Below are 15,123 nucleotides of genomic sequence, written 5' to 3' on the forward strand. Positions count from 1 at the left end.
GGGCCCCAACTCCCGCCACTCGTCGTACACTTGCCGCCACAGATCGCTACCGCAGAGTGGGACGAGGGGGCACTCCAGATGCGTGCAACCGTAGGCGACGACCTGGTGGTGCACGGCAGGATCGTCGGGCAGCACGACCGGATCGCACAGATCGTCGAGGTGCTCGGCCCGGACGGCGGACCGCCGTACCGCGTCCGCTTCGAGGACGGTCACGAGACCGTGATGTCGCCGGGCCCCGACACCGTCGTACGGCACCAGGACCCGACTCCCTAGGGCCTGTACCGGTCCCTGGGGCCTGCATCGGATCAGCGCGGCGGCTTCGCCGGCTCCTGGTAGTGGTCGGCGACCACCCGGGCCATCGCGCCGATCTTGTCGACGCCGACCTCCTTCGCCGAGAAGTAGACGTGCCCGCGCACCTCGGGGTGCTTCTCGGCGAACGTGAGGTGCCTGGACAGCTCCGCCGGGTCCTGCCAGGCCGCGGGCTGCGCCGGGTCGCCCGCCTTGTAGAGGGCCTCACCGATGTACAGGCGCACGTCCGTGCCGCGTACGACGTCGCTCCACCACGGGATCAGCTTGGCGTAGTCCGCGGCGGCGAAGCCGATGTGCCAGTAGACCTGCGGAACGATGTAGTCGAGCCAGCCCTGCTTCACCCAGCCGCGCGTGTCCGCGTACAGGTCGTCGTAGGTCTGCACCCCGGCCCGGGTGTCCGAGCCCGTCGGGTCCGTCGCGATGTTGCGCCAGACCGCGAAGGGGCTGACTCCGAAGTGGGCGCGCGGCCGTGCCTTCTTCACCCGGACGGACATCTCGCGCACCAGGCGGTCGATGTTGTCCCGCCGCCAGGAGGCCCGGTCGGGGAAGCCGCCGCCGTAGCGCTCGAAGGCCTCGTCGTCGTCGAAGACCTGGCCCGCGACGGGATAGGGGTAGAAGTAGTCGTCCCAGTGCACCGCGTCGATCGCGTACCGGCGCACGGCGTCGAGCATCGCGTCCTGCACGAAGCGCCGCACCGCGGGCAGGCCCGGGTTGTAGTAGAGCTTCCCGCCGTACGGCACCACCCAGTCGGGGTGCACGCGTGCGGGGTGGGTGGCCACCAGGCGGGACGGGTCCGTGTGGTTGGCGATGCGGAACGGGTTGAACCACGCGTGCAGCTCGAGGCCCCTGCGGTGCGCCTCCTGTACGGCGGTGCCCAGCGGGTCCCAGCCCGGGTCCTTGCCCTGGACGCCGGTGAGGTACTCCGACCACGGCTCGTACGGCGAGGGCCACAGCGCGTCGGCCGTGGGCCGCACTTGGAAGACCACCGCGTTGAGTCTGCGGCGGACGGCCGAGTCCAGGTAGGCGAGGAGCTCGCTGCGCTGCTGCACCGCCGGGAGTCCCGGCTTGGACGGCCAGTCGCGGTTGACGACGCTCGCCAGCCACATGCCGCGCAGCTCGCGGCCCTTCTTCGGGCGCCGGTGGCCGACGGCGGCCGCGTCTCCCGCCGTCGCAAGGCCCGCGACCGTCGCCGCGGCCGCCACCGAGAAAACCCGACGTGACATACGCCTCATCTGCAGCCTCCTGAGCCAGCAGTCGTCCGGCACCCCTTGCCGGTTGGGCACAGCATGCCCGACCCGGCCCCTCATGGACCCTTCATTGCGGAGTAACGTTCACGGCCGAGGCAGGCACCGCATCCATACGGGGGACGGGGGACCTGCCGGCCCCGTTGATCAGCGAAAGGCACGAGGTGACCGACTCCATGACCGATATCGCACGCGTCGGAGTGGTGGGCTGTGGCCAGATGGGCGCCGGAATCGCAGAGGTCTGCGCCCGCTCCGGACTGGACGTGAAGGTCGCGGAGACCACCGGCGAGGCCCTGGAGATCGGCCGTACACGGCTGTACAACTCCCTCTCCAAGGCGGCGGAGCGCGGCAAGATCTCCGACGAGGAGCGCGACGCGACGCTCGACCGCCTCAGCTTCACCACCGACCTCGGCGAGTTCGCCGACCGTGACCTGGTCATCGAGGCCGTGGTGGAGAACGAGCAGGTCAAGACCGAGATCTTCCAGGTTCTCGACCAGGTGGTGACCCGGCAGGACGCGATCCTCGCCTCCAACACCTCCTCCATCCCGCTGGTGAAGCTGGCCGTCGCGACCTCGCGCCCCGACCAGGTCATCGGCATCCACTTCTTCAACCCGGCGCCGGTGCAGCAGCTCGTCGAGCTGATCCCCGCGCTGACCACGTCCGAGGGCACGATCAGCCGGGCCCAGGCCGTGGTGGAGAAGATCCTCGGCAAGCACGCGATCCGCGCCCAGGACCGCTCGGGCTTCGTGGTCAACGCGCTGCTCATCCCGTATCTGCTCTCCGCCATCCGGATGTTCGAGTCGGGCATCGCCAGCCGCGAGGACATCGACAACGGCATGGAGATGGGCTGCGCCCACCCGATGGGCCCGCTCAAGCTCTCCGACCTGATCGGCCTCGACACGGTCGCCTCGGTCGCCGACTCCATGTACGCCGAGTACAAGGAGCCCCTGTACGCCGCTCCCCCGCTGCTTCAGCGGATGGTGGACGCGGGCCGCCTCGGCCGTAAGTCCGGTTCGGGCTTCTACACGTACGCCTGACGGACCGTATGCCTGACGGACCGTGCCCCTGACGGGCGCACACCCCGTGCGAACACGTTCCGTACCGACGGGCCCGGCACTCCTGCGAGTGCCGGGCCCGCGGCGTTCACACACCGTGTGTGCAGAGGGCTCGCATATGCCCATCGCACACTCTCCCGCCCTGCCCACCACGCCGGTTGACTTTCTGTTGCGGAAGGAGGGGGGACGCGCCACTACAGAGAGGAGCGGACTCGTGACCACCGACGGCGAAATAGCCGTGGTCCCGGAAGAACTCGCTGAGCTACGCCGAGGCTTGGACGTGGGCCTTGCCCGCGTCGACGGACGGCTGGCGTTACTCAGTCAGCACGACGAACAGAACGCCAAGAACGTGGAGACCATGGAGGCCCGGGTCGCCGCACTGGAGAACACCCGCTGGCCGCTGCCCACGATCGTCGCTCTCGCGGCGGTCGCGGCGATCGCCGTAGCGGTCTGGCAGGCCATCGGCCATTAGCTAGCGCGCGTCCTGGCCGAGGCGCAGATGGTGCAGGAGGAGGAGCGCCGCGGCCATGTTGGCGGCCGGGACCTCCCCGCGGGCCACCATGTCGGGGACCAGTTTCAGCGGTACCCACTCGCGGCGGTCCGACTCGAAGTCGTCTTCGGGGTGGCCGATGTACGTCCCTTCGTCGGACCAGTAGATGTGGTGCCGGGCGTCGGTGAGCCCGTTGGACGGCTCGACGCTCATGAGGTGCCGCAAGGGACCCGGCCGCCAGCCGGTCTCCTCCTCCATTTCACGTGCCGCCGCGTACGCGATGTCCTCGCCGTCCTCGACGACTCCGGCCGCGAGTTCCCACCCCCAGCTGTCGGTGATGAAACGGTGCCGCCACAGCAGCAGTACTTCGTTGGTGTCGTTGACGACGGTGGCCACGGCGACGGGTCGCAGCCGTATGAGGAAGTGATCCAGATGCCGGCCGTCGGGTAGTTCGACATCTGCGAGATTGACCGTGAACCAACGGTTTCCGTACACAGTTTGTTCGCTCTGTTTCGTCCACTGCACGGTTCTGCCACCTTCCGACGAGTAGATGGCAATATCGCAGCAGGTGGAATGTCGGAGCAGAGTGTGTGCGGCTCGGAGCTGTGCGTATGCGAGGTCGGTGCGGCGGCGCCGCTAGCGCATCACAGCGGTACGCGCAGCGCGCCGTCGATCAGTGCGGCCGCCTCGGCCGTGCCCGCGCAGTCGCTGCGGACCAGGTGCTCACGGACCGCGCGCAGCCGGTCGCGCAGCCGCTGGGACTCCATGCCCCGCGCCTGTTCTGCCATTTTCACCGCGGAGGCCACCGCCTCGTCGGTGTTGCCCTGGCGCAGCTCGATCTGGCTGAGCATGGCGAGGCGGTGCACCCGGCCCCGGTCGTGCGCCGGAGTGTCCACCGCCGCCGCGGCGTGCTCGTGGGCGCTCGCCAGATCACCCAGGCTGAGCAGCGCCTCCGCCACTTGCACATTGACGAGGCCGGGCTGGACATAGCCCGTCTCGTCCGGCTCGCGGCCGCGCAGGATCCGGTCGGCCGCGACCTCCGCACGCCGGATGCAGGACAGCGCGCTCCTGCCGTCGCCCAGGTGCGCGTACGCCTTGGCCTGCATCGCGTACAGGTCGGAGGCGAGTGCCGGGGTGAGGTCGCGCCCGGCGGCGCGCAGCGCGGCCTCGGCGAAGGCCACGGCCTGGCGGTACTCGCGCATGAACAGCGACTGGTTGACGAGCAGCGCGATCACGTACGCGCCGAGCCCCTGGTCGCCGCTCGCCTTGGACAGCCGCAGCGCCTGGTGGAAGTAGCGCTGGGCGAGGCCGTGCGCGTCGGAGTCGTAGGCGCAGATACCGGCGATGGCGACCAACCCGCCGGTGGAGCGGTGCAGTTGACGGCCCATCTCGTCGGTATAGCTGCCGCGCAGCAGCGGCGCGGCCTCGGCGTTGAGGAAACCGACGATGCGGGAGCGGGTCGCGATGCCGCCGGTCTTGCGGTACATCTGCTCGTAGTGGGCACGGGCGGCGCGCATCATCTCGATGTCGGCCGTGCTGACGGGGTGCCGGCCGCCGCGGGACACGTCGACGTCCTCGGGCGGGTTCTCCCACTCCCAGACGGGCATCACGGCGGGCGTGCCGGTGACGGCGGGCGCGCCGAGCAGGTGCGGGCGCTGCTGTTCGTCCGAGCGCCACAGCGCGGTGGCCCGTTCCACGAAGCCGGAGAGCGTGGAGGACGCCGAACCGCCCCGGGCCGCGGGGACTCCGGGCAGGCCGAGGCCGATGTCGTCGAGCGTGACGGGCCGCTGCAGCCGGGCGGCGAGCACTTCGCAGATCAGGTCGGGGACCTGGCCGCGCGGGCGCTGCCCCTTCAACCAGCGGGAGACGGCGGTGTGTTCGTAGCGCAACGCGAGTCCTCTGGGCCTGCCCGCCTGGTTCACGTGTGCGGCAAGTCCCGCGTGGGAGATGCCCGCTTCGTCGAGGATCGCGTCGAGCAGGGTGTTGGGCTGCATGGATGCCCTCCGGTGGCTCGGTGCTGTTCAGCGTAGTGGAGGGCCCTTCACACGGGGTGTGAACGGAGTGCCCGGATCCGGGGGGTGTGCGCACTGCCGCATGGGGTGTGGAATCGGTTGACTGAGATGCCTCATCAGTTAAGGAGGCCGGCCGGGCCGTCGGCTCCCCCCTCATACAGCACGGCGGCCCTCATCGGCGCCATTCGTCCCGCCGTCTGCCCGACAACTCCATGGCGGGGCGAATGGCGCACCCGGGCTCCGGCTCCTGTACGGGGACTCTGGCCCGGTCGTTGCGCAGTACAAGCAGCGCCGCGTCGTCGGACGGCAACCGGCCCGCGTGGCGCACGAGTCGGGCGTGGACCGCGCGGACGAGGCCCTGCGGCGAGACCGGCTGGGTGCGGGCCGCCTCGGTGAGGGCGCTGCGCAGCGGGAAGTACGCCCCCGCGGCGTTCCGCTCGTCCTCCATGCCGTCCGTGTGCAGGATCAGCGCCTCGCCGGGCAGCAGCGGACCGCAGTGCAGTACGGGCAGTTCGGCGGGGAGCGGCAAGGTGCCGAGCGGTGGCAGCGGCTCGCCGTCCGTCAGGGGCCGCGCCTGCCCGCTCAGCAGATGGGGCCAGGGATGCCCGCAGTTGAGTGCGGATATCTCGCCCTCCTCGCTGATCTCCAGGAGCAGGACGGTCACGAACTCCTCGGCGAGCAGGGCGTCGTCCGGCGCCGCCACGCCGGTCGCGGGCTGATCGGCGCGCGAACGCTCCGTCAGATGCCGCCCGAGGGCGCGCTCCAGTCTCCGTAACACCAGCGGCAGTTCGGGCTCTTCGTGGGCCGCCTCGCGGAAGCTGCCGAGGACGGCGGCGGCGGTCCCGATGGCGTCGAGGCCGTGCCCCCGCACATCGCCCATGACGACACGGACACCGTGATCGGTGGCGGTCACCTCGTACAGGTCGCCCCCGACGGAGGCGCCGCGCGAGGCGGAGAGCCGCTCGGCGGCGAGAGCGAGCCCTTCGAGGCGGGGCGGCAGCGGCCGCAGGAGTACGTTCTGCGTGGCGCCCGCGACCTCGCGGACCTGCCGCAGCTCCCGCAACAGCGCCCGGCGGACATGGAGGACGAGCCCGGTCCCGACGGCGAAGAACACGGCGCTGCTGACGATCCGCGCCCCCAGGCTGTTCTGCTGCGCCAGCGGGCAGGCCAGTTTGTACGTGATCGCGAAGGCGCCCCACATGGTGGGCAGGCCAAGCGCGCACACCCGTGGTCTCCGGCGACACCGCACCGGGCGCACCCCGCGCAGCATACGGGGCAGCACACGGGGCAGCATGCGGACGGCACGTCGGGGACGCCCGTCCCGTCTGATGCGCCTCCCAGCTCCGATACGCCTCATGCCGTCGGCCCCCCTCGGCCCTGTCCTGCGAGCAGCCGACCCCTACGGCCGGACTGATTCTTACGACCGTGTAGGCCGATCGGGCCAGGTCACGCCCCTTATCACCCAAACGAGTGAGGGGCTCATCCGATGATCCGGACGAGCCCCTCTATGCGCCTCTTGTGCGCCTGTTGCCGATTACGCGCGGTGGCTACGCTCCGCGCAGCACCGCACCCGTCCGCTCGGCCGCGAGGGCGACCGCCGCGTCACGGGCCGCGGAGGCCTCGTCGACGGTGAGCGTGCGGTCCGCCGCGCGAAAGCGCAGCGCGTACGCCAGGGACTTCTTGCCCTCGCCGATCTGCTCGCCCTCGAAGACGTCGAACAGCCGGATGGACTCCAGGAGTTCACCGGCGCCGCCGCGCAGGAAGTACTCGACCACCGCGGCGGGCACCTCGGCGTCGACCACGAGGGCGACGTCCTGGGTGGCGACCGGGAAGGTCGAGATGCGCGGCGCCTTGACGACTCCGTCGCGCGCCGACTCCAGGCGGTCCAGGTCCAGCTCCATCGCGCAGGTGCGCGCGGGCACGCCGAGCGCCTTCACGACGCGCGGGTGCAGCTCGCCCGCGTGGCCGACGGTGACGATCTCACCGTCGACGACGACCTTGAGCTCGGCGCAGCGGCCGGGGTGCCACGGGCCGTACTGCCCCTGGTCGACGATCAGCTCGACGCCGGCCTCCCGGGCGATGGTCCGCGCCGACTCGACGGCGTCGGCCCAGTCCGCCGGGCGGCCCTTGCCCCACCAGCCGCTCTGCTCGCGGGCGCCCGTGAGGACGACGGCGGCGTGCCGGGGCTGGACGGGCAGCGCGTCGGTCAGGGACGCGATCTCCTCGTCCGTGGGGCGCCGGTCGACGGGCAGGCGCACCGCGACCTTGAGCTCCTCGCGCGGGTGGAAGACGAGGCCCGTCTCGAACAGGGCCTGGTCGTGCGTGCCACGGCCGTCGTTGCGGCGCAGCGCGGCGAGCAGCCCCGGCAGCAGCGTCGTACGGAGCGCGGGCTCCTCGTCGGAGATCGGGTTGGCCAGCTTCACGACGCGGCGGGCGGGGTCGTCCGCCGCGAGGCCCAGCTGGTCGAAGACGCCCTCGCCGATGAAGGGGTAGCTGAGCGCCTCGACGTACCCGGCGCCGGCCAGCGCGCGGCCGATGCGGCGGTGCAGCCGCTGCCGCTCGGTCAGGCCGCGGCCCGCGGGGGGCTTGGGCAGCGTCGAGGGCAGGTTCTCGTACCCCTCCAGGCGGATGACCTCTTCGGCGAGGTCGTTCGGCTCGGCGAGGTCGGGACGCCACGACGGCACGGTGACGGTCAGGGCGTCCTGGCCGTAGACGTCGCAGCCGACCTCCTGGAGGCGGCGTACGACGGTCTCGCGGCCGTAGGCGACACCGGCGACCTGGTCCGGGTGGTCGGCCGGCATGGTGATCGTGCGCGGCGCGGTCGGGGCGATGACCTCGGTGACACCGGCCTCCGCGCTGCCGCCCGCGAGGAGCACGAGCAGGTCGACGGTGCGCTGCGCGGCGGCGGCAGCGGCCTGCGGGTCGACGCCGCGCTCGAAGCGCTTGGACGCCTCGGAGGCCAGCTTGTGGCGGCGCGCGGTGCGGGCGATGGAGATCGCGTCGAAGTGCGCGGCCTCGATCACGACCTCGCGGGTGCCGCGGACCTCGCCCGTCTCCGGGTCGGTCTCGGAGTCCGCGATCTCGGTGTTCGCGCCGCCCATGACGCCCGCGATGCCGATGGGGCCGCGGTCGTCGGTGATGACGAGGTCCTCGGCGTCCAGGACGCGCTTGGCACCGTCGAGCGTGGTGAACTTCTCGCCCTGCTCGGCCCTGCGCACGCCGATCGTGCCCTGGACGCGGGAGCGGTCGTACGCGTGCAGGGGCTGGCCGAGCTCCATCATCACGTAGTTGGTGATGTCGACGGCGAGCGAGATCGGGCGCATGCCGGCCTTCTGCAGGCGGCGCCGCAGCCAGATCGGGGAGCGGGCCTCGGGCTGCAGGCCGGTGACGGTGCGCGCGGTGAAGCGGTCGCAGCCGAGCGGGTCGCTGATCTTGACCGGGTAGCCGAAGGAGTTCGGCGCGGGCACGTCGAGCAGCGCCGGGTCGCGCAGCGGCAGGCCGTACGCGATGGCGGCCTCGCGGGCGACGCCGCGCATCGACAGGGCATAGCCGCGGTCGGGCGTGACGGCGATGTCGAGGACCTCGTCGACGAGCTCAAGGAGCTCGATGGCGTCGGTGCCCGCCTCGTGCTCGGGCGGCAGCACGATGATGCCGCCGCTGCCGTCGTCGCCCATGCCGAGCTCGTCGCCGGAGCAGATCATGCCGTGCGAGGTCTTGCCGTACGTCTTGCGGGCGGCGATGGCGAAGTCGCCGGGCAGGACGGCGCCGGGCAGGACCACGACGACCTTGTCGCCGACCCGGAAGTTCCGGGCGCCGCAGACGATCTCCTGCGGCTCACCGGTGCCGTTGGCGGTGCCGACGTCGACGGTGCAGAAGCGGATGGGCTTCTTGAAGCCCTCCAGCTCCTCGATGGTGAGGACCTTGCCCACGACGAGCGGGCCCTTGAGGCCGGCGCCGAGCTGCTCGACGGTCTCGACCTCCAGGCCGACCTCGATGAGCTTGGCCTGCACGTCACGGCCGGTCTCGGTGGCGGGGAGGTCGACGTACTCCCGCAGCCAGGAAAGCGGGACCCGCATCAGATCTCCATCCCGAACGGCCGGGTGAACCGGATGTCACCCTCGACCATGTCTCGCATGTCTTCGACGTTGTGGCGGAACATCAGCATCCGCTCGATGCCGAACCCGAAGGCGAATCCGCTGTACTTCTTGGGGTCGACGCCACAGGCCGTGAGCACCTTGGGGTTGACCATGCCGCAGCCGCCGAGCTCGATCCAGCCCTCGCTGCCGCAGGTGCGGCAGGGGCGGTCGGGGTGGCCGACGGACTCGCCGCGGCACACGTAGCAGACCATGTCCATCTCGGCGGACGGCTCGGTGAACGGGAAGTAGTTCGGCCGCAGGCGCGTCTTCATGTCCGGGCCGAAGAGCGACTGGACCATGTGGTCCAGGGTGCCCTTGAGGTCGGCCATGGTGAGGCCCTCGTCGACGGCGAGCAGCTCGATCTGGTGGAAGACCGGGGTGTGCGTCGCGTCGAGCTCGTCCGTGCGGTACACGCGGCCGGGGCAGACCACGTAGACCGGCGGCTCGCGGCGCTCGAGGAGCGCGCGCGCCTGCACGGGCGAGGTGTGTGTGCGCAGCACGACACCCGACTCGTCGCCGTCCGTGCCGTCGGGGCCCTCGACGAAGAACGTGTCCTGCATCTGGCGGGCCGGGTGGTCGGGCGTGAAGTTGAGGGCGTCGAAGTTGAACCACTCCGCCTCGACCTCGGGGCCCTCGGCGACCTCGTAGCCCATCGAGACGAAGACGTCGGCGACGCGCTCCATCATCGTGGTCAGCGGGTGCCGGGCGCCGGCGGGCGTGCGGTCGTACGGCAGCGTGACGTCCACTGCCTCCTCGACCAGGACGCGGGCGTCGCGCTCGGCCTCGAGCTCACTCTGGCGGGCGGCCAGGGCCTTGCTCACGGCGCCGCGCGCCATGCCGACGCGCTTGCCCGCCTCGGCCTTGGCCTGCGGCGGCAGCGCGCCGATCTCGCGGTTGGCGAGCGCCAGGGGCGAGGTGCCGCCGGTGTGCGCGACCTTCGCCTCCTGGAGCGCGTCGAGGGAGTCCGCGGCCGCGAAGGCGGCGAGCGCCTCGTCCCGCATGCGCTCGATCTCTTCAGGTTTCAGTGCCTCGACCTCAACAGGGTCGTACGACTTGTTCGGTGCCGACATCTCTTCCCGTGCTTCCGATTGGCTGGCGGATGGGTCCCCGTCAACGACTCGGAGACAAGCTGTCCCAGTTTTGGGGACACAAAGTGCCAACGACCGAGTCTAACGGGGGTGCGGTGAACGAATGAGCCCGCGGGCTGCTCACGGCGTCTTACTGGAGATACGCCGGGGCCCCCACGGGCAACGTAAATCGGAACTGGGCGCCGCCGCCGGGCGCACGGCCGACGGTGATCGTCCCGCCGTGTACCTCCACGATGCCCTTCACGATGTACAGCCCCAGTCCCGTCCCGCCGCGCTTGCTGCCCCGCCAGAAGCGGGTGAAGACGCGGCCCATCGACTCCTCCGGAATGCCGGGACCCTCGTCGCTCACGGTCACGGCGGTCTCCTCGCCGCCCCCCTCGCGCGGCGAGGAGGAAGCGGCCACCTCGATGGTGACGGTTCCCTCGCCGTGCCGCACCGCGTTTTCCAGCAGGTTGCTGAGCACCTGGTCGATCTTGTCCGGGTCTGCCCAGAGATCGGGCAGCGGCTGTTCGACGCGGGCGAGGAAGCGGTCCGCTTCCTGTCCCGCGGCGACGTGGGCCTGGATGTGCCGGCCGACGGCGGCACCTATGTCGACGGGCTGGCGGCGCAGTTCCAGGCGTCCGGAGTCGATGCGGGAGATGTCGAGGAGCTCGGCGATCAGCCGGGTGACCCGGTTCGCGTCGGCGTCGACGGTCTCCAGCATCAGCTTCTTCTGGTCGTCGGTGAACCGCTCCCACTTGGCGAGCAGCGTCGCGGTGAAGCCCTTGACGGAGGTGAGCGGCGAGCGGAGCTCGTGGGCGACCGTGGCGATCAGCTCGGCGTGGCTGCGCTCGGTGCGGCGGCGGGCCTCGGTGTCGCGCAGGGAGACGACGACACGGCGGACGGGGCCGGTGCGGGTGGTGCGTACGTAACGGGCGGAGACGAGGACCTCGCGGCCGCCGGGCAGGAGCAGGTTGCGCTCGGGCTGGGCGATGCGGATGGCGAGGCCGCCGTAGGGATCGGTCAGCTGCCACCAGCGGCGGCCTTCGAGGTCTTCTAACGGAAGCGCGTGCTCCAGGGCGGTGCCGAGGGCGTCGGCCGCGCGGACCGCGGTGATCCGTGCCGCGGCCGCGTTGAAGCAGATGATCCGGCCGCTCTCGTCCGCGACGACGAGCCCGTCGGGCAGCTCGTCGGGGTCGAGTCCGAGGTCGCCGAGGTCACCGGGACCGCCGCGGTCCGCGCGAGCACGGACGACGTCCTGTACTCCCGGTGCTCTGCTCGTGCCGACACTCATTCCCCGTACCCCGCCTCTCGGACTGTCGGTGGGGGTGCCTCCCTGCTCGGGGGGTCCCCCTGTCCGGGCGGAGCCGGGAATGTGGGGGGGAAAGCCGAGAGCCTGGGGGAGGGCCCCCCGAGCCCGTCACACTACTAGCTCGATGTGACGGAGCGGACCCCCTCAGCGAGTACTGACGGCGCGCTGTGCACGGGCGGACGCATAGAGGCATACGGCCGCGGCCGTCGCGAGGTTGAGGCTCTCGGCTCTGCCGTGGATCGGAACGCGCACCACCGCGTCGGCGAGTGCGCGGGTCTCCTCCGGCAGCCCCCAGGCCTCGTTGCCGAAGATCCAGGCGGTGGGGGTGCCCATGGTGCCCCGGTCGAGCTCGGTGTCGAGGTCGTCCGCACCGGCGCCGTCCGCGGCGAGGATGCGGACGCCCGCGTCCTTGAGACCCCGCACGGCCTGCTCGACGGGGACGCCGACGGCGACGGGCAGATGGAAGTGCGAACCGACCGACGCGCGCACCGACTTGGGGTTGTAGAGGTCCACGGAGGCGTCGGTGAGGATCACGGCGTCGGCGCCCGCGGCGTCCGCACAGCGCAGCACGGTGCCGGCGTTGCCGGGGTCGCGGACGTGGGCGAGGACGGCGACAAGCTTCGGGCGCCCGGCCAGGATCTCCTCGAAGGGCACGTCGAGGAACCGGCAGACCCCGACGAGACCCTGCGGGGTGACGGTCGTGGAGATGTCGGCGATGACGTCCTCGTCGGCGAGGTGCACCAGGGCCCCGGCGGCGCGGGCCTCCCCCACGATGTCGGCGTGGCGCTCGGCGGCGTCGACGGTGGCGAACAGCTCGACGAGCGTCTGCCCGTGCCCGGCGGCCTCCCGCACGGCCTGCGGCCCCTCGGCGAGGAACAGCCGCTCCTTCCCCCGGAAGTTCCGCTTGGCCAACCGCCGCGCGGCACTGACGCGAGACGACTTGGGAGAGATCAACTCGGGGGCGGCGGGCATGGACTCACCTTCGGCATGGGGACGGCGGGGCGCCCCGCCAGGGGCGCCCTCGGGGCGCGGGGAACTGCGCGATCAGCCAGGACGGACCCGCGGACGGCAGCGAACAGGCATCGGCAGACGAGCGGCCGAACAGAGTCGGACCCGCAAGCCAGACGGCTCACGGGTCCGAACATCACGCTTAGCTCAGCGCAGCGTCAGGCAGCCTTCGGCGCGTTGACGTCCGACGGCAGCGCCTTCTGCGCGACCTCGACGAGCGCGGCGAACGCGTTCGCGTCGTTGACGGCCAGCTCCGCGAGGATCTTGCGGTCCACCTCGATGTTGGCGGCGTTCAGACCCTGGATGAGGCGGTTGTACGTCATGCCGTTCTGGCGGGCCGCAGCGTTGATGCGCTGGATCCACAGCCGACGGAAGTCGCCCTTGCGCTTCTTGCGGTCGTTGTAGTTGTAGACCAGGGAGTGGGTGACCTGCTCCTTGGCCTTGCGGTACAGGCGCGACCGCTGGCCGCGGTAACCGCTGGCCGCTTCGAGGATCGCCCGACGCTTCTTGTGGGCGTTTACTGCCCGCTTGACGCGTGCCACTTGTTAACTCCTTGTAGCGGGGCCGTGGTTGGACTCACACGACCCGGTATCGATTGGGTCCCGGTCAGAGGTCAGGTGCCGTGTCCGGCACCCGAGCTCACTTGCCGAGAAGCTTCTTGATCTTCTTGGCGTCGCCCGGGGCCATCTCGGCGTTGCCGGTGAGGCGACGCGTCAGACGGGACGACTTGTGCTCGAGCAGGTGGCGCTTGCCGGCGCGCTCACGGAGCACCTTGCCGGAGCCGGTGACCTTGAAGCGCTTGCTGGCACCGCTGTGCGACTTGTTCTTCGGCATAGCGCCGTTCTCTCCTCGTCAGTGGCACTCCGATGCCCGGTCGTGAAACCGGGCATCCGGGAGCCATATGTGTCGATTGGCATCCCCTGGACTCGCGTCCGGGGGATCAGGCCTCGGCAGGAGCCTCGGCCGGGGCCTCGGCGGGAGCTTCGTCGAGCTCCTCTCCCTCGGCGGAGTTCTGCGAACGGCCCGGGTTGGCCTTCGCGTCCGCCTTGCGAGCCGCCTGGGCCTCACGGGCCTCGGCCATCGCCTCGGTCTTCTTCTTGTGCGGACCGAGAACCATGATCATGTTTCGGCCGTCCTGCTTCGGGTTCGACTCGATGAACCCGAGGTCCTCGACGTCCGAAGCGAGACGCTGCAGCAGTCGGAAGCCCAGTTCGGGGCGGGACTGCTCACGACCACGGAACATGATCGTGATCTTGACCTTGTCGCCCTGCTTGAGGAACCGGACGACATGACCCTTCTTGGTGTCATAGTCGTGCGGGTCGATCTTCGGCCGGAGCTTCATCTCCTTGATGACCGTGTGCGCCTGGTTCTTGCGCGCTTCACGGGCCTTCATGGCCGACTCGTACTTGAACTTCCCGTAGTCCATGAGCTTGCAGACCGGCGGACGCGCAGTCGCGGCCACCTCGACCAGGTCAAGGTCGTACTCCTGTGCAAGCTCCAGGGCCTTGGCAAGCGGAACAATCCCGACCTGCTCGCCGCTGGGACCGACAAGTCGCACCTCGGGAACGCGAATCCGGTCGTTGATGCGGGGCTCGGCGCTGATGGATCCTCCTCGGTAGCACCACGCGACCGTCTGGCGGACAGCCGCGTTACGTCTGTTGACTGGACCAACCGAGCGGGGCAATAAAAAATGCCCCGACCGATCACAGAAGGGGCTCCACGTGCTACCGGAGCACCTCCGCGGTGATCGCGGGGCGCACATCGGACGACCTGAAGCCTCGGGGACTTCGGCCGTCTGACCGGTGACCCGCCGCTCCGGAGAGCGGCCAGGTGGGAGATCGGAGCCTCCACTTGTGGGCCGGATCCTTGCGTTGACACGCGGGTATCCAGCCGGTCGTTACACAAGGTTAGCAGCTCTGCGGGGGTGGGGCGAACCGGCGCGCGCACCGGCTCCCGCGGCTCGGCCCGCCCGGGGCTCGGCTTATCGTGTGGGACATGAGCGACGCGACCCCCACCCCCGAGTCCCCCGCAGGCGACTCCCCCGACTTCGACACCCTGACGCGTGACATCGCGGACGTCCCCGCGGTCGAGGTGATCACCACGGTGGCGGTCCACCTGATGAGCGCCGCCGCCGTGAACCTCGGCCTCGCCGACGGCGGCGAGGGCCACAAGGACCTCGACGAGGCCCGCAAGCTGATCCACTCCCTGGCCGGCCTCATGGACGCCAGCGCCACGGAGATCAGCTCGTTCCACGCGGCGCCGCTGCGTGACGGCCTGAAGTCGCTGCAGCTGGCGTTCCGCGAGGCCTCGCTGGTGGCCGACGGGCCGGGTCAGGGTCCCGGCGAGAAGTACACGGGCCCGGTCTTCGGCTGAGAGCCTGTGTCATATCCCCGGCCGGATCAGCGGGCGTCGTCTGGTGCGTGCGATCGCAAGGCGCCGGGAAGTCCTCGATGGGGGTCCCCCCGGGCCCTTGAGGCCTGGGGGAGGAGC

At 70.8% G+C, this 15,123-nt stretch carries 14 protein-coding genes and 1 pseudogene; 4 read left to right on the top strand and 11 right to left on the bottom strand.

From position 1 onward, the window contains the following. Nucleotides 1-78: 78 nt before the first annotated feature. Complete coding sequence (locus tag ABZ953_RS37560) at nt 79-273, top strand: DUF1918 domain-containing protein (RefSeq protein WP_361733697.1); 195 nt, start codon at nt 79-81, stop codon at nt 271-273. A 32-nt stretch (nt 274-305) separates the two neighbouring features. On the opposite strand, the gene ABZ953_RS37565 is transcribed toward ABZ953_RS37560, so the two are convergent. After that, a complete protein-coding gene (locus tag ABZ953_RS37565; protein WP_361733699.1) occupies nt 306-1,541 on the bottom strand; it encodes a family 10 glycosylhydrolase in 1,236 nt (411 codons plus the stop codon). Between the two features lie 188 nt (nt 1,542-1,729). Here ABZ953_RS37565 and ABZ953_RS37570 point away from each other — a divergent pair, with 188 nt between their 5' ends. Together ABZ953_RS37570 and ABZ953_RS37575 are read left to right on the top strand one after the other, a co-directional pair. After that, nucleotides 1,730-2,590 carry a 3-hydroxybutyryl-CoA dehydrogenase gene (locus ABZ953_RS37570; protein WP_361733701.1) on the top strand — a complete coding sequence of 287 codons (861 nt, stop codon included), beginning with the start codon at nt 1,730-1,732 and terminating at the stop codon, nt 2,588-2,590. A gap of 232 nt (nt 2,591-2,822) precedes the next feature. Continuing rightward, nucleotides 2,823-3,080, top strand: a complete 258-nt coding sequence (locus ABZ953_RS37575; protein ID WP_361733703.1) for a hypothetical protein — start codon at nt 2,823-2,825, stop codon at nt 3,078-3,080. Here ABZ953_RS37575 and ABZ953_RS37580 read toward each other — a convergent pair whose 3' ends face one another. The 10 genes and pseudogenes from ABZ953_RS37580 to infC all read right to left on the bottom strand — a co-directional run bounded on the left by ABZ953_RS37580 (nt 3,081) and on the right by infC (nt 14,236). Continuing rightward, on the bottom strand, nt 3,081-3,623 hold the full coding sequence (locus ABZ953_RS37580; RefSeq protein ID WP_361733705.1) for an NUDIX hydrolase: 543 nt from the start codon (nt 3,621-3,623) through the stop codon (nt 3,081-3,083). Between the two features lie 119 nt (nt 3,624-3,742). After that, nucleotides 3,743-5,092 (bottom strand): transcriptional regulator, encoded by a 1,350-nt coding sequence (locus tag ABZ953_RS37585; RefSeq protein WP_361733707.1) that lies wholly within the window; start codon nt 5,090-5,092, stop codon nt 3,743-3,745. 190 nt (nt 5,093-5,282) lie between these two features. Beyond that, entirely contained in the window at nt 5,283-6,311 is a 1,029-nt protein-coding gene (locus ABZ953_RS37590) for a PP2C family protein-serine/threonine phosphatase (RefSeq protein WP_361733721.1), read from the bottom strand. 346 nt (nt 6,312-6,657) lie between these two features. After that, nucleotides 6,658-9,186 carry a phenylalanine--tRNA ligase subunit beta gene (gene pheT / locus ABZ953_RS37595; RefSeq protein WP_361733709.1) on the bottom strand — a complete coding sequence of 843 codons (2,529 nt, stop codon included), beginning with the start codon at nt 9,184-9,186 and terminating at the stop codon, nt 6,658-6,660. Then, nucleotides 9,186-10,316 carry a phenylalanine--tRNA ligase subunit alpha gene (pheS, locus tag ABZ953_RS37600; protein ID WP_361733711.1) on the bottom strand — a complete coding sequence of 377 codons (1,131 nt, stop codon included), beginning with the start codon at nt 10,314-10,316 and terminating at the stop codon, nt 9,186-9,188. Before pheS ends, pheT begins: the two co-directional genes overlap by 1 nt. A 148-nt stretch (nt 10,317-10,464) precedes the next feature. Then, nucleotides 10,465-11,607 carry an ATP-binding protein gene (locus ABZ953_RS37605; RefSeq protein ID WP_361733713.1) on the bottom strand — a complete coding sequence of 381 codons (1,143 nt, stop codon included), beginning with the start codon at nt 11,605-11,607 and terminating at the stop codon, nt 10,465-10,467. 134 nt (nt 11,608-11,741) lie between these two features. Next, nucleotides 11,742-12,597 (bottom strand): annotated as a pseudogene (locus ABZ953_RS37610) (RNA methyltransferase). A 194-nt stretch (nt 12,598-12,791) separates the two neighbouring features. Next, entirely contained in the window at nt 12,792-13,175 is a 384-nt protein-coding gene (gene rplT / locus ABZ953_RS37615) for a 50S ribosomal protein L20 (protein WP_024494113.1), read from the bottom strand. Nucleotides 13,176-13,272: 97 nt separating this feature from the next. Further along, nucleotides 13,273-13,467, bottom strand: a complete 195-nt coding sequence (gene rpmI, locus ABZ953_RS37620) for a 50S ribosomal protein L35 (RefSeq protein WP_007829094.1) — start codon at nt 13,465-13,467, stop codon at nt 13,273-13,275. 106 nt (nt 13,468-13,573) lie between these two features. Next, nucleotides 13,574-14,236, bottom strand: a complete 663-nt coding sequence (gene infC, locus ABZ953_RS37625) for a translation initiation factor IF-3 (protein WP_268775508.1) — start codon at nt 14,234-14,236, stop codon at nt 13,574-13,576. A gap of 392 nt (nt 14,237-14,628) precedes the next feature. On the opposite strand from infC, the gene ABZ953_RS37630 reads away from it, so the two are divergent. After that, entirely contained in the window at nt 14,629-15,006 is a 378-nt protein-coding gene (locus tag ABZ953_RS37630; protein WP_361733715.1) for a DUF1844 domain-containing protein, read from the top strand. The last annotated feature ends 117 nt before the right edge of the window (nt 15,007-15,123 follow it).

Origin of the sequence: Streptomyces sp. NPDC046465, assembly GCF_040646035.1 — a bacterium.
Lineage (GTDB): Bacteria > Actinomycetota > Actinomycetes > Streptomycetales > Streptomycetaceae > Streptomyces.